Source organism: Pseudomonas sp. CFBP 13719, from assembly GCF_014842095.1.
GTDB lineage: Bacteria > Pseudomonadota > Gammaproteobacteria > Pseudomonadales > Pseudomonadaceae > Aquipseudomonas.
In genome coordinates this window covers 974,047-987,549 of the sequence record NZ_JACYVB010000001.1, presented here as the reverse complement: position 1 = coordinate 987,549, position 13,503 = coordinate 974,047, and the positions used below count along the sequence as shown (strand labels likewise).

The 13,503-nt window shown below is 60.6% G+C and carries 14 protein-coding genes and 1 tRNA gene; 10 read left to right on the top strand and 5 right to left on the bottom strand.

Annotated elements, in window-relative coordinates:
- Nucleotides 1-45 precede the first annotated feature (45 nt).
- The 4 genes from IFT57_RS04665 to IFT57_RS04650 all read right to left on the bottom strand — a co-directional run bounded on the left by IFT57_RS04665 (nt 46) and on the right by IFT57_RS04650 (nt 1,658).
- Nucleotides 46-372, bottom strand: a complete 327-nt coding sequence (locus tag IFT57_RS04665) for a helix-turn-helix domain-containing protein (protein WP_192150721.1) — start codon at nt 370-372, stop codon at nt 46-48.
- Entirely contained in the window at nt 356-616 is a 261-nt protein-coding gene (locus tag IFT57_RS04660; protein WP_192150719.1) for a type II toxin-antitoxin system RelE family toxin, read from the bottom strand. The genes IFT57_RS04665 and IFT57_RS04660 overlap by 17 nt, the downstream gene beginning before the upstream one ends.
- Nucleotides 617-711: 95 nt before the next feature.
- Nucleotides 712-1,335 (bottom strand): LysE family translocator, encoded by a 624-nt coding sequence (locus IFT57_RS04655; protein ID WP_192150717.1) that lies wholly within the window; start codon nt 1,333-1,335, stop codon nt 712-714.
- Nucleotides 1,336-1,573: 238 nt separating this feature from the next.
- Nucleotides 1,574-1,658 (bottom strand) — tRNA-Leu (locus tag IFT57_RS04650).
- 109 nt (nt 1,659-1,767) lie between these two features.
- Between IFT57_RS04650 and queA the strand changes: the two genes are divergently transcribed.
- The 6 genes from queA (at nt 1,768) to IFT57_RS04620 (ending at nt 7,870) form a co-directional block, all read left to right on the top strand.
- Nucleotides 1,768-2,832, top strand: a complete 1,065-nt coding sequence (gene queA, locus IFT57_RS04645; protein ID WP_192150715.1) for a tRNA preQ1(34) S-adenosylmethionine ribosyltransferase-isomerase QueA — start codon at nt 1,768-1,770, stop codon at nt 2,830-2,832.
- 14 nt (nt 2,833-2,846) lie between these two features.
- A complete protein-coding gene (gene tgt, locus IFT57_RS04640) occupies nt 2,847-3,962 on the top strand; it encodes a tRNA guanosine(34) transglycosylase Tgt (protein WP_163007623.1) in 1,116 nt (371 codons plus the stop codon).
- A gap of 51 nt (nt 3,963-4,013) precedes the next feature.
- Nucleotides 4,014-4,349 carry a preprotein translocase subunit YajC gene (gene yajC, locus IFT57_RS04635; protein WP_122479568.1) on the top strand — a complete coding sequence of 112 codons (336 nt, stop codon included), beginning with the start codon at nt 4,014-4,016 and terminating at the stop codon, nt 4,347-4,349.
- Between the two features lie 62 nt (nt 4,350-4,411).
- Nucleotides 4,412-6,280, top strand: a complete 1,869-nt coding sequence (secD, locus tag IFT57_RS04630) for a protein translocase subunit SecD (protein ID WP_122713501.1) — start codon at nt 4,412-4,414, stop codon at nt 6,278-6,280.
- A 9-nt stretch (nt 6,281-6,289) separates the two neighbouring features.
- Nucleotides 6,290-7,201, top strand: a complete 912-nt coding sequence (secF, locus tag IFT57_RS04625) for a protein translocase subunit SecF (RefSeq protein WP_122479566.1) — start codon at nt 6,290-6,292, stop codon at nt 7,199-7,201.
- Between the two features lie 120 nt (nt 7,202-7,321).
- Nucleotides 7,322-7,870 carry a glycine zipper 2TM domain-containing protein gene (locus IFT57_RS04620; protein WP_122713500.1) on the top strand — a complete coding sequence of 183 codons (549 nt, stop codon included), beginning with the start codon at nt 7,322-7,324 and terminating at the stop codon, nt 7,868-7,870.
- Here the strand turns inward: IFT57_RS04620 and IFT57_RS04615 are convergent.
- Entirely contained in the window at nt 7,855-8,814 is a 960-nt protein-coding gene (locus IFT57_RS04615; protein ID WP_122713499.1) for a LysR family transcriptional regulator, read from the bottom strand. The two genes, IFT57_RS04620 and IFT57_RS04615, sit on opposite strands and share 16 nt — an antisense overlap.
- 508 nt (nt 8,815-9,322) lie before the next feature.
- Here IFT57_RS04615 and IFT57_RS04610 point away from each other — a divergent pair.
- The 4 genes from IFT57_RS04610 to IFT57_RS04595 all read left to right on the top strand — a co-directional run bounded on the left by IFT57_RS04610 (nt 9,323) and on the right by IFT57_RS04595 (nt 13,408).
- Nucleotides 9,323-10,843 carry an amino acid ABC transporter permease/ATP-binding protein gene (locus IFT57_RS04610; RefSeq protein WP_192150713.1) on the top strand — a complete coding sequence of 507 codons (1,521 nt, stop codon included), beginning with the start codon at nt 9,323-9,325 and terminating at the stop codon, nt 10,841-10,843.
- Between the two features lie 29 nt (nt 10,844-10,872).
- Nucleotides 10,873-11,745 carry a phytanoyl-CoA dioxygenase family protein gene (locus IFT57_RS04605; protein ID WP_192150711.1) on the top strand — a complete coding sequence of 291 codons (873 nt, stop codon included), beginning with the start codon at nt 10,873-10,875 and terminating at the stop codon, nt 11,743-11,745.
- Nucleotides 11,746-11,770: 25 nt separating this feature from the next.
- Nucleotides 11,771-12,604: a transporter substrate-binding domain-containing protein gene (locus tag IFT57_RS04600; RefSeq protein WP_192150709.1), complete on the top strand. Its 834-nt coding sequence runs from the start codon at nt 11,771-11,773 to the stop codon at nt 12,602-12,604.
- A 72-nt stretch (nt 12,605-12,676) separates the two neighbouring features.
- Nucleotides 12,677-13,408, top strand: coding sequence for a class II aldolase and adducin N-terminal domain-containing protein (locus IFT57_RS04595; protein WP_122713496.1), 732 nt, complete (start codon nt 12,677-12,679; stop codon nt 13,406-13,408).
- The last annotated feature ends 95 nt before the right edge of the window (nt 13,409-13,503 follow it).

The following is a 13,503-nucleotide window of genomic DNA, read 5'->3' as shown; positions in this document are numbered from 1 at the left end:
TGAAGGGCGGAACTCCTTGTTCGCGGGGGTGAATCGGGCAGGCAGCTATAGAGCCAGTTGATCGGCCTTGATACCAAATGCTGCGGCAATCTTCTCACGAGTGAGCTTGCGTGGCTTGGCGGAGGTTTCCTGCTGAGCATAGGCCGATTGGGTGATTCCAAGGCGTTGAGAAACTTGCTCCTGGGTTAGATCCAGATACTCACGCCATGCTTTGATCGCGGATGCACCATCAACCATACGACTCACGACTTCGTGGGGAATCAGGCCGTTGCTGGCGTTGTGTTGCGCTACGTATTGGGCGTAGGGAATGACCACAAAGGCTGGCTTCCCGTCCGGGCCATTGATGACCTGAACTTCAGTAGGTGTGTTCATCGCGCTTCTTGACCTCTTGAATGCTGACAATCTCGATGGCACCGTCCCAGTCGAACAGGATGCGATAATTGCCAACGCGCAAACGGTAGCCGTAACCATGTGAAGTCAGAGCTTTGACATTTGTAACGTGTGGCATATTGGCGAGAAGTCCTGCTGCATCGCGAACCTGTTGCTGGTGCCGATGCTGAAGTTTCATGAGCTGTTTCACTGCTTTACGAAACCACGCAACCGAATTGACAGGCATTCTATAAGTCTTTTATAAGTAATATCCATAGATTTACTTATCAAGGACTTGTCCGCAACCTTCGCGTTGTGGCCGCATGTGTAGACCGATGAGAATCATATCGGCCGCTCCAGAAACAGAAGTCGTGCTGCCAGCGCTGTCATCACGCTCGCAAAGCCATAATTGGCCCAGCGCCGAGGCATGCTGTTCAACCGTCCGCGCAGCGTTCCCGCGCACAGTGCGAGCACACTGTGAAAAACCAGGGAGATCAGCATAAGCAGCACACCCAGCATGACCAGTTGAACCGTCACACTGGCGTTGCCGACAGTGACGAATTGCGGCAGAAACACCATGAAGAACAGCAGGCCCTTGGGATTCAGCAAGCTGTTGAGCGTGGCGCGAACGAAGATCTTGCGGATCGAACCCAGGGGGCGGGGTGTGGCGCTTTCGCCAGTCGGCGCCGTCAGCGCTTGCCAGGCCAGCCATAACAGATAGCACGCACCGGCCAGCCGTAACAAGTCGAAGGCAGGCGCCCAACTCATGACGACAGCGCCCATGCCGGCGCTGACCAACAGCGTCAGCAGCAAGTCTGCCAGCGAAATGCCCAGCGCAGCCGCCACCCCGGCTCGCCAGCCGTGGGCCAGCGCGTGGCTGGTGACGAAGGCCATGTTCGGTCCGGGAACGACCAACAGGAGCATCGCGGCGATAACGAACAGGTAGAGGTTGGCTGCATCCGGCATGACGAGCGCTCCTGTGGATTGAGTTCACAGGGTAGGCGCATCGAGCGAGTGGCGTGAGGTACAGTTCAAGAGAAGGTGGGGGCAACAGTGGTCGAGGCGGAGCCTGTCGAGCGATGGATGGGCGCGCAAGTGGCAGCGATTGGGCTGGCGCCTTCGCGGCCACTGGCCGCTCCTACAGGGGAGTGGGGAGAAATCGCAGGCGAAAAAAAAGACCTTCGCGAAGGTCTTTTTTCTGATTTGGTGCCCCGAGGGAGACTCGAACTCCCACTCCTTTCGAAAACGGATTTTGAATCCGCCGCGTCTACCAATTCCGCCATCAGGGCTTACAGGCGGCGAAGTATAGAGATGGCGCGACCACCGGTCAATCAGCTTTCATGGTCAATTTTGCAGATTTTTGCTAGAATTTTCAGCCCTATACAGCCGAACCCTATCATGCGCGTCGCCGATTTCTCTTTCGAGCTTCCTGATTCCCTGATCGCTCGCCATCCGTTGGCGGAGCGCCATGGCAGCCGCCTGTTGGTCCTCGATGGGCCATCCGGCGCGCTGGATCATCGTCAATTCACCGATCTGCCCGGTTTTCTCAGGCCGGGCGACCTGATGGTGTTCAACAATACCCGAGTGATTCCGGCGCGGGTGTTTGGCCAGAAGGCATCGGGCGGCAAGCTGGAAATTCTGGTGGAGCGCGTGCTGGACAGCCATCGCGTGCTGGCCCACGTGCGCTCCAGCAAGTCGCCCAAGCCGGGTTCGAAGATCTTGATCGACGGCGGCGGCGAGGCCGAGATGGTCGCGCGGCACGATGCGCTGTTCGAGCTGCGCTTCAATGAAGAGGTGCTGCCACTGCTCGATCGAGTGGGGCACATGCCGTTGCCGCCTTACATCGACCGTCCCGACGACAGCGCCGACCGCGAGCGCTATCAGACTGTGTACGCCGAGAAGGCCGGCGCGGTGGCGGCGCCGACGGCGGGGCTGCATTTCGACAAGGCGCTGCTGGCGCAGATCGAGGCGATGGGGGTCCAGACCGCGTTCGTGACGCTGCATGTCGGTGCCGGCACTTTCCAGCCGGTGCGGGTCGAGAAGCTCGAAGACCACCACATGCATAAAGAGTGGCTGGAGGTCAGCCAGGACGTGGTCGATGCGGTGCAGGCGTGCAAGGCCCGCGGTGGTCGCGTGGTGGCGGTAGGCACCACCAGCGTGCGCTCGCTGGAAAGCGCGGCGCGTGACGGCGTATTGAAGCCGTTCAGTGGCGATACCGACATCTTCATCTTTCCTGGGCGGCCGTTCCATGTGGTCGATGCCCTGGTCACCAATTTCCATTTGCCGGAGTCCACGCTGTTGATGCTGGTCTCGGCGTTCGCGGGTTATCCCGAAGCCATGGCGGCCTATGCGGCGGCGGTGGCCAACGAGTACCGCTTCTTCAGTTACGGTGATGCCATGTTCATCACCCGCAATCCGGCGCCTCGCGGTCCCAGCGAAGCCGCGCCAGGGGATCAAGCATGAGTCGCACCTGTCGTATGTCGTTCGAACTGCTGGCCACCGATGGCAAGGCCCGTCGTGGCCGCCTGACTTTCCCGCGTGGCGTGGTGGAAACCCCGGCGTTCATGCCGGTGGGCACCTATGGCACGGTCAAGGGCATGTTGCCGCGCGACATCGAGGCGATCGGTGCGCAGATGATTCTGGGCAATACCTTCCACCTGTGGTTGCGCCCGGGCACTGCGGTGATCAAGGCGCACGGTGACCTGCACGATTTCATGCAGTGGAAAGGGCCGATCCTGACCGACTCCGGTGGGTTCCAGGTGTTCAGCCTGGGCGCCATGCGCAAGATCAAGGAGGAGGGCGTTTATTTTGCGTCCCCCGTCGACGGTTCCAAGGTGTTCATGGGCCCGGAAGAGTCGATGCAGGTCCAGCGCGACCTGGGCTCGGACGTAGTGATGATTTTCGACGAGTGCACGCCTTATCCAGCCGATGAGCACACCGCGCGTACTTCCATGGAGTTGTCGCTGCGCTGGGCGCAACGCTCCAAGGACGCACATGGCGAGAGCACCGCGGCGCTGTTCGGCATCGTTCAGGGCGGCATGCACGAGAACCTGCGCATGCGTTCGCTCGAAGGCCTGGACAAGATCGGTTTCGATGGCCTGGCCATCGGCGGCCTGTCCGTGGGCGAGCCCAAGCATGAAATGATCAAGGTGCTCGACTACCTGCCGGGCCTGATGCCGGCTGACAAACCTCGTTACCTTATGGGGGTAGGCAAACCCGAAGACTTGGTCGAGGGTGTGCGCCGCGGCGTCGACATGTTCGACTGCGTGATGCCGACGCGCAATGCGCGCAACGGGCATCTGTTCATCGACACGGGCGTGCTGAAGATCCGCAATGCGTTCCATCGCCACGATGATTCGCCGCTGGACCCTACCTGCGATTGCTATACCTGCCGCAACTTCTCGCGCGCTTATCTGCATCACTTGGACAAGTGTGGCGAAATGCTCGGTAGCATGTTGAATACCATCCACAATTTGCGTCATTACCAGCTGCTGATGGCTGGTTTGCGCGAGGCTATTCAACAGGGTACATTGGCCGCCTTTGTCGATGCCTTCTATGCCAAGCGCGGGCTGCCCGTGCCGCCCTTGGACTGACCGTTTTATAAAGACTTTAAGTCAATAACTTCTAAGTAACTGGAGCGTTGAATGAGCTTTTTGATCCCCGCCGCTTTCGCGGACGCCGCTGCACCGGCTGCTGGCCCTGCCGGCTCTGGCTTCGAGTGGATTTTCCTGGTCGGTTTCCTGGTCATCTTCTACATGATGATCTGGCGTCCGCAGGCCAAGCGTGCCAAGGAACAGAAAAACCTGCTGGGCAACCTGCAGAAAGGTGACGAAGTGGTCACCAGTGGCGGCATCGCCGGCAAGATCAACAAGGTCACCGACGACTTCGTGGTCATCGAAGTGTCCGACACCGTCGAGCTGAAAATCCAGAAGGGCGCCATCGCCGCGACCCTGCCCAAAGGCACGCTCAAAGCGATCTAAGCTGCAGACTTTTACCCATGTCGGGGCGCGCAAGGCGCCCCGCGTCTTGAACGGGCGGCGTGATGCTGAACAAATACCCTCTGTGGAAATATGTACTGATCCTGGCGGTGCTGGCGATCGGTTTTATCTATTCCGCACCTAATCTCTATCCTGATGACGCGGCCATCCAGGTCAGCGGCGCGAGCACTTCGCTGCAGGTCAATCAGGCGGATCTGGATCGCGTCGGCACGGCACTCAATGCCGCCGGCATCCAGGTCAAATCCGCGACCCTGGCCGAAAACGGCAAGGGCGGTCTGCTGCGCCTGACCAAGGCCGAAGACCAGTTGCCGGCCAAGGATGTCGTGCGCAAGGCGCTGGGCGATGACTACGTAGTGGCCCTGAACCTGGCCCCGACCACGCCGCCGTGGTTGCGCAGCCTGGGTGCAAGCCCGATGAAGCTGGGCCTCGACCTGTCCGGTGGCGTGCACTTCCTGCTCGAAGTCGACATGGACAAGGCGCTCGACGCCCGCATGAAAGTCTACGAAGGCGAAGTCAAAACGCTGCTGCGCAAGGAGCGCGTGCGTTACCGCAGCCTGCCGCAGCAGGATGGCGCCATTCAGCTGGGCTTCAGCGACACCGCTACCCGCGACCAGGCACAAGCCCTGATCCGCAAGAGTTTCACCGATTTCGACCTGACTGCCAGCGAGCGCAGCGAGTTGTCGGTGCTGCGCCTGGCCATGACCCAGGCCAAGGTCGCGGAAATCCGCGAATACTCCATCAAGCAGAACCTGACCACGGTGCGTAACCGGGTCAACGAGCTGGGTGTGGCCGAGCCGCTGGTCCAGCGCCAGGGTGCCAACCGCATCGTGGTCGAGCTGCCGGGCGTGCAGGACACTGCCGAAGCCAAGCGTATCCTGGGCAAGACCGCCAACCTCGAGTTCCGTCTCGGTGCCGGTCCGGATGATTCCAAGGCCACCACCGAGACCTTCGAGTTCCGCGAGGGCAACCGTGCTCCCGCGGCAGTCGAGCGTGGCCTGATCATTACCGGTGACCAGGTTACCGATGCCCAGGCCAGCTTCGACGAACACGGCCAGCCACAGGTGAACATCAAGCTCGATGGCCACGGCGGCGACCTCATGAGCCGTGCCACGCGCAGCAACGTTGGCCGCAGCATGGCGGTGATCTTCATCGAGCAGCGCCCGACCACGCGCTACGTCAAGCAGACGGTCAATGGTGTCGAGAAGGACGTTGCGGTACAGACCTTCACCGAAGAGAAGAAGATCATCAGCCTGGCGACCATCCAGTCGCCGCTGGGCAGCCAGTTCCGCATCACCGGCCTCAATGGCCAGGGTGAATCCTCGGAATTGGCGCTGCTGTTGCGTGCCGGTGGTCTGGCTGCACCGATGTACTTCGCCGAAGAACGTACCATCGGCCCGAGCCTGGGCGCCGACAACATTACCAAGGGTGTCGATGCATCGCTGTGGGGCATGCTGTTCGTCTCGCTGTTCATCATCGCCATCTACCGCTTCTTCGGCGTGATCGCCACCGTGGCACTGGCCTTGAACATGGTCATGCTGCTGGCGCTGATGTCGTTGCTGGGGGCAACCCTGACGCTGCCGGGCATTGCCGGTATCGTGCTGACGATGGGTATGGCGGTGGACGCCAACGTGCTGATCTTCTCGCGCATACGCGAGGAAATCGCCAATGGCATGAGCATCCAGCGCGCCATTCACGAAGGTTTCGACCGCGCTTACACCGCGATCATCGACGCCAACCTGACGACGCTGCTGGTCGGCGGCATTCTCTTCGCCATGGGCACCGGCCCGGTCAAGGGCTTCGCCGTCACCATGTCCCTCGGGATCTTTACCTCGATGTTCACGGCCATCATGGTGACCCGCGCAATGGTCAACCTGATCTACGGCGGTCGGGACTTCAAGAAGTTGTGGATTTAAGGGGCTGCCATGTTACGTACCATCAACTTCATGGGCGTTCGCAATATTGCGTTCGCCATCACCGTGCTCCTTACCGTGCTGGCGTTGTTCAGCATGTTTCACAAGGGCATGAACTACGGGCTGGACTTCACCGGCGGTACGCTCATCGAGCTGACCTACGAAAAGCCGGCCGACCTGGGCCTGGTGCGTGAAGAACTGGTGAAAGCCGGTTATCACGATGCCGTGGTGCAGAACTTCGGTGCGACCACCGACCTGCTGGTGCGCATGCCGGGTGAAGACCCGCAATTGGGCAACCAGGTCGCGGCGGCGCTGCAGACGGTCGGTGGCGACAACCCTGCCACGGTCAAGCGTGTCGAGTTCGTCGGCCCACAGGTGGGTGAAGAACTGCGCGACCAGGGCGGCCTCGGCATGTTGCTGGCGCTGGGCGGCGTGCTCATCTATCTGGCGTTCCGCTTCCAGTGGAAGTTCGCAGTCGGCGCGATCCTGTCGTTGATCCACGACGTGATCGTCACCGTGGGCCTACTGTCGTTCTTCCAGATCACCTTCGACCTGACGGTGCTGGCGGCGGTACTGGCCATCATCGGTTACTCGCTCAACGACACCATCGTGGTATTCGACCGGGTTCGCGAGAACTTCAGGGTGATGCGCAAGGCGTCCTTGATCGAGAACATCAACGTGTCCACCACCCAGACGCTGCTGCGAACCGTGGCGACCTCGGTGTCGACCTTGCTGGCCATCGCCGCCCTGATGTTCTTCGGTGGCGACAACCTGTGGGGCTTCTCGCTGGCGCTGTTCATCGGCGTGATGGCCGGTACCTACTCGTCGATCTACATCGCCAACGTGGTACTGATCTGGCTGAACCTGAGCAGCGAGGATCTGATTCCTCCAGTGGCCAAGGACCAGGTCGACGACCGTCCATAAGACGTTCGACTGTCCCGGCGGCAAGGCCCGAAAGGCGCGAGTATTGAACTCGCGCCTTTTTTTATGCTCCAAGGCAGGGAAGCGTGGCTTCGTGCCATGAGTGTAGTCAGGAGGTTCAAAGTGAATAAATCGTTGCTGATTGGTGCAGTGCTCGGTGCAGTCGGTGTTACCGCCGGAGGCGCCGTTGCAACCTACAGCCTCGTGAACAAGGGCCCCGAGTACGCTGACGTATTGGCCGCAGAGCCAATCAAACAGCAGATCAAGACGCCTCGCGAAGTGTGCAAGGACGTCACCGTGACTCGGCAGAAGGCGGTTCAGGACCAGCATCAGATCGTTGGCAGCGTCCTTGGTGCAGTGGCAGGTGGTTTGCTCGGCAACCAGGTCGGCGGTGGCAATGGCAAGAAGATCGCGACCGTGGCCGGCGCCGTTGGCGGTGGCTATGCGGGCAACAAGGTGCAGGAAGGCATGCAAGGCCGTGACACCTACACCACCACCCAGACGCGCTGCAACACCGTCAACGACATCAGCGACAAGGTCGTCGGGTACAACGTGAAGTACCAGCTCGATGGCAAAGTCGGCCAGGTGCGCATGGATCGTGATCCCGGTTCGCAGATCCCTGTGAACAAGCAGGGTCAGTTGATTCTGGGCGAAAATCAGGCTGGGCAGTAAGCCTCTCGTTCTGCCTGGATTGCAGACGCCGCCGCCCCGGGCGGTGTCAGCTCCACACTCGAACAGTACTCCATGAACAGCCGGGTCGCCCGACTTGGCTGGTTGTTGCGCAGGTGCGCCATCACCAAGGTCGAGGCCGGCATGTCGTCTTCGATCTCCAAGTGAGCCAGCAGCTTGCCGTCGTATGTCATCTGCGTACACGGCCGCGTCACCAGCACTGAAAACCCCAGACCTTGCCCTACCATGCAGCGCACCATTTCAATGGAAGGGGAGCTGTAGGCCACAACTGGCGCATAGCCCTTCTCGGTGAAGATATCCATAAAGTAACTACGGCTGGGCACGGCATCGAGCAGGATCATCGGCTCGTGGCTCAGGGCCTGCAAGGTCACGGACGCCTGCTGCGCCAGGGGATGCTCGGCAGGCAACAGGGCGTAGGGTTTGTGCGGTGCGTTGAGGGCCTGTTTGTGTATGGTCGTGCCCAACTCCAGATCATAGAGAAAAGCCAGGTCGAAACGGCCCCGATGAAGGCCATGCATCAGTTCGTGCTGTTCGCCGTCATACAACTGAATGGAAACTTCCGGGTACAGGCTTTTGAATCCGGCCACTAACTTGGGCATGTATAAAGGCGCCGCCGATTCGAAACAGCCAATGGCAATGGTGCCTGAAACATTGCCATTCTCGGCACGTGAATCCTGTTCCAGCTCTTGCGACAGCCTCAGTAACTCCTTGGCCTTTTCATAGATCCGGCCGCCGCCAGCGGTGAGTGAAACACCTTGGGCATGATGGCGGACGAACAAAGGCTGATTGAAGGCTTCTTCCAGGTTCTTGATGGCGACGGAGATCGACGGCTGCGATATATGCAATTGTCTGGAGGCTTCGGCAATACTGTCTTGTTCGACGGCTGCCACGAAGTATTTGAGTTGCCGAAGGGTGAAGTGCATCAAGTTCAGCTCCTCGGCAGCGCCGTTCAGTCAGGCGCCGCCTGAATAGGTTTTGCCTATGTGTGCGAAGACCATGCCAGTGCGCAGCTGAGCCGGGACAACAAAGACTGGCGGGGCCCCCGAGCCCACGCTGCGCCTGACCCCGGCGGCCCGATGAAATGGACTCTTGCAGTGCGGCATTCCGGCGCAGCCAATGAATCAAGGCATGACAGGTGTTTCGCACCAAAAGGTCTCGTACCCGACAGGAACGCAAACAGGTTGCGCTAAAAGCGTGCAGTTGTTTTCAACGCTTTGCAGCAATGCCATCGAATGACGCGAAGGCGCCGCGAATGAAGTTCTCTGGAATGGAGACTGCTTAGGTTTTTCCTATGCAAGGGGCCCGAATTTACTAATTTCGGCACGACCTGGCATCAATCATGATGGTTTCAAGACGGGCAGAACGAGCAACGTTCGAAGTTCAGATCCGACAGGAAGTCACCCATCACTATTGACCTTGCCGAGCGAGCCGACGATGACGTTTGACTGGAAATACATGTTTGGTCTGCTCAGCGATACCGAGTTCTGGATGGCGGCCTGGACCGTGATTCAACTCAGCGTATTGACCTGGGTCATCAGTATCGTGCTGGGCTTTGTTCTGGCCCTGGCGAAGCAGTCCACCCGTCCATTGATCAATCTGCCAGCGCGCGGTTATATCTGGCTGTTTCGCAGTCTGCCGCTGTTGGTGCTGCTGATATTCGTCTACAACCTGCCGCAAGCAATGCCGTCCACATCGGCCGTGCTGGCCAATCCGTTCTGGGCCGGCCTGATCGCGTTGGTGCTCAGTGAAACCGCCTACGTCGCGGAGATCCATCGTGGTGGCCTGCTGTCCATCGCCAAGGGCCAGAGCGAGGCCGCGCGGGCCTTGGGCCTGCGCTTTGCGGGCACGCAATGGCGCATCGTCATTCCCCAGGCGTTGCGGGTGGCACTCCCTTCGCTCACCAATGAATTCATCTCCATCGTCAAGCTCAGCTCGCTGGTGTCGGTGATCTCGTTGACCGAGATCCTCATGGTGGGTCAGCGCCTGTACTCGCAGAATTTTCTGGTCATGGAAACCATGGCCGGGGTGGCGTTCTTCTACGTGCTGATCGTGACCGTGTTCGACTTTCTGCTCAAACGCCTGGAGCGGTATCTGGACGTGACCCAGGCCAAGGCCGCGCGCCTGCCCGATGCCGAAGTCCTGCGCCTGGCCACCGAGTACAAGGCTGCCGTGGCGCAGCCAGGCAGCGGCGCAACTGGCCCCGCGCTGCAGGCGACCAAACTGCACAAGGCCTATAACGACGTCGAAGTACTGGGCGCGGTGAGCTTGCAGATCCAGCCGGGTGAAGTGGTGTCGGTCATCGGCCCTTCGGGCTCGGGCAAGACCACGCTGATTCGCCTGCTCAACGGCCTGGAGCAGATCGACAACGGTGACATCAAGATCAACGGCAAGCCGTTCATTCACCTGGACCGACAGGGCGCGCAGCCGCAGCGCTATGTGGAGCACGCCGAGCATCGCCTGAACATCGGCATGGTGTTCCAGAGCTTCAACCTGTTCCCGCACATGACCGTGCTCAACAACCTGCTCATGGCTCCGCGTTATCACCGCCTGGCGCCGCTGGCCGATCTCCGGCAGCAGGCCTACGCCCTGCTGCATAAGGTCGGCATGCTCGACCATGCCTGGAAGTATCCGCATCAATTGTCCGGCGGCCAACAGCAACGCGTGGCGATTGCCCGTGCACTGATGATGCGCCCGCAGATCATGCTGTTCGACGAACCGACCTCGGCGCTCGACCCGGAGAAGGTCAACGAGGTGTTGCAGGTCATCGAAGCGCTGGCCAGCGAAGGCATCACCATGATCATCGTGACCCACGAAATGAATTTCGCCTTCAAGGTTTCCGACCGCATCGTCTTCATGGAGAAGGGCCGCGTGGTCTGCGATGACAGCCCGCAGGCGCTGCGTAGTGGGCACAACCCGCGGGTGGAAGCGTTCCTCAAAGATGTCTCGTTGGCCTGAATCCAACCTAACTGGTGCGAGTAGCAAACATGATCGAGCAATGGCAGATAGACCGGTTTCATCAAGATGGCTTTCTGGTCGTGGAGGACGTGCTGGCTGCGTCTGAAGTCGCCGCGCTGCAACAGGACTTCGACCAGTGGGTTCAGGACAGCCGCAGCCAGTCCCTGGCCTGGGGTAAAACGCTGGATGGACGACCACGTTTCGATGTGGAAAGCGATCACCGCGCGGACCATCCTTCGCTGCGCCGCGTGGCCTCGCCCACCGAGATTTCGCCGGCGTATCGCCAGGCCGCCTTCGCATCGCGCATGGCCGAGATTGCCGGGCAACTCATCGGCGGTACCGGCACGCGCTTCCACCACAGCAAGATCAACTCCAAGTTGCCGCACACCGCCACCCAGGTGAAATGGCACCAGGATTTCCTGTTCACCCCGCACAGCAACGATGACCTGGTGACGGCGCTGTTGATGGTCAGCGAAGTGACCACGCAGAACGGCCCGCTCAAGGTCATACCCGGCAGCCACACAGGCCCGCTGTGGTCGCACTGGCACGACGAGCGTTTTACCGGCGCGGTGGCCGATGCCGTGGTCGATGAGCACTGCCAGGCGCCGGTGGCGTGCTTCGGTCCGCCCGGTTCGGTGTGCTTCATGCACACCCGTCTGCTGCATGCCTCAAGCCCCAACCACACCGAAGATCCGCGAACCCTGTTCATCAGCGTCTACGCCGCCGAGGACGCTTTGCCGCTGGCCGACAACCCGCTGCCCAGCGAGCACGCCGGGCGCCTGGTGACCGGGCGCGAGAGCGGCCTGGTGCGCAGCACCGATCACCACGTTCGCCTGCCCCAGAAACCCAAGGGTGCATCGTTTTTCGTCCAGCAGGCCGGTACCGACCTGACGACAGCCTGACTCCATTGACTGCGAGGAATACCCCATGAAATTGCCAAGCCTGATCGTCCGTCCCGTTGCCATGGCCGTGTTCGGCGCCGTCCTGGCTGCCAGCTCGTTGAGCGCTTCGGCGTTCCAGCAGCCCGGCAAGATCGTCGCCGGTTCCGACATGACGTTCTTCCCCTACGAGTACATGGAGAAGAACAAACCCGCCGGCTTCGATATCGAATTTCTCGACGGTCTGGCCAAGGTCATGGGCATGACTGCGGAAAACATCGACACGCGCTTTCCCAACCTGATCAGCGGACTGCAGGCCGGACGGTTCGATATCACCAACTCGTCGATGTACATCACCGCCGACCGCTTGAAGGTGATCGACATGGTCCCTTACCTGAAAAGCGGCGAGTCGATTCTTGCGGTGAAGGGCAGTGACTATCAGCCCAAGACACCTGAAGAGTTCTGCGGCCGCAAGATCGGCTCCATGGGTGCCACGTCCTGGTTGCAGCAGTTGCAGAAGCTGTCTGCCGAGTACTGCGTGAAGAACGGTCTGCAACCGATCGCCATCAGCGAGTACGGCACCGATCCACAGGCCACCCAGGCCATGCTGGCGCACGCGGTCGAGGCGCAGATCACTGACGCGGCGGTCGCCCGTGGTGTGGTCGACAAGCTGGGCAATCGCGTGGTGATTTCCTCGCAGACCCTGATCTACCCGGTGCTCAACGGCTTCGGCGTGAAGAAGGGCAACGATGCGGTCAGGAATGCGCTGGTCGAAGGCCTGGAAAAGTACAGCAAGACCCCGGAGTACGCCGCCTTGCTGGCCAAGTACAAGTTCCAGGCGCCGACGGCCGATGACATCGCCACATTGATGCCCAAGCCCTGATATCGCGCATCAAGATCAGCCAACAGTGCCCGTGGATCGTCGCGGGTACGTGCCAACGGAGTGCCCAGCGCCATGGCCCTGAGTTTCGAAGAACAGACGCGCGTCGACCTGGCGGCGACGTTCCGTATCATCGCCCACCTGGGCATGCATGAGGCGGTCGCCAACCATTTCAGTGCGGCCATCAGCGCCGACGGCAAGCAGTTCCTGCTCAACCCCAAATGGGTGCATTTTTCCCGCCTGCGGGCCAGCGATCTGTTGCTGCTCGATGCCGACGATGCCGAAGCCGCGCAGCGCCCGGACGTGGACGCCACCGCCTGGTCGATCCATGGTCAGGTTCATCAGCGTCTACCCGATGCCCGTGTGGTACTGCATCTGCACCCGGTCTACACCACCGCCGTGGCCTGCCTGGCGCAGCCCAGGATCGTGCCGGTCGACCAGAACACGGCGCGCTATTTCAACCGCGTCGCGGTGGATGAACTGTATGGCGGCATGGCCGATACCAGCGCCGAGGGCGCGCGCCTGGCCAGCCTGCTGCAGGACAAGAGTCGGCTGCTGATGGGCAACCATGGTGTCATCGTCACTGCCCCCACGGTGGGCGAAGCGTTCGATGACATCTGGACCCTGGAGCGCGCCTGCCAGATTCTGGTGACAGCCTGGTCGACCGGTCAGCCACTCAAGGTGCTGGCCGACGACGTGGCGGAAAAGACCGCGCGGGACTGGGAGAAGATCAGCGATTTTTCACAGCGCCATTTCGAAGAAATGAAGCACCTGATGATTCAGGCGGATCCCTCGCTGGTGGACTGAGCACCCGACATCCACTGAGCGCTCTGCACAGCCTCGCGGGTGCCGCAGGACGCCGTGCGCCCGGCTTTCGAATTTTCATGAAGACAGCGGCAAGC

Bases quoted from the DNA above. Each gene is read 5' to 3' on its own strand.
- IFT57_RS04665 (WP_192150721.1), bottom strand. From the start codon at position 372: ATGAACACACCTACTGAAGTTCAGGTCATCAATGGCCCGGACGGGAAG.
- IFT57_RS04660 (WP_192150719.1), bottom strand. From the start codon at position 616: ATGCCTGTCAATTCGGTTGCGTGGTTTCGTAAAGCAGTGAAACAGCTC.
- IFT57_RS04655 (WP_192150717.1), bottom strand. From the start codon at position 1,335: ATGCCGGATGCAGCCAACCTCTACCTGTTCGTTATCGCCGCGATGCTC.
- queA (WP_192150715.1), top strand. From the start codon at position 1,768: ATGCGCGTCGCCGATTTCTCTTTCGAGCTTCCTGATTCCCTGATCGCT.
- tgt (WP_163007623.1), top strand. From the start codon at position 2,847: ATGTCGTTCGAACTGCTGGCCACCGATGGCAAGGCCCGTCGTGGCCGC.
- yajC (WP_122479568.1), top strand. From the start codon at position 4,014: ATGAGCTTTTTGATCCCCGCCGCTTTCGCGGACGCCGCTGCACCGGCT.
- secD (WP_122713501.1), top strand. From the start codon at position 4,412: ATGCTGAACAAATACCCTCTGTGGAAATATGTACTGATCCTGGCGGTG.
- secF (WP_122479566.1), top strand. From the start codon at position 6,290: ATGTTACGTACCATCAACTTCATGGGCGTTCGCAATATTGCGTTCGCC.
- IFT57_RS04610 (WP_192150713.1), top strand. From the start codon at position 9,323: ATGACGTTTGACTGGAAATACATGTTTGGTCTGCTCAGCGATACCGAG.
- IFT57_RS04605 (WP_192150711.1), top strand. From the start codon at position 10,873: ATGATCGAGCAATGGCAGATAGACCGGTTTCATCAAGATGGCTTTCTG.
- IFT57_RS04600 (WP_192150709.1), top strand. From the start codon at position 11,771: ATGAAATTGCCAAGCCTGATCGTCCGTCCCGTTGCCATGGCCGTGTTC.
- IFT57_RS04595 (WP_122713496.1), top strand. From the start codon at position 12,677: ATGGCCCTGAGTTTCGAAGAACAGACGCGCGTCGACCTGGCGGCGACG.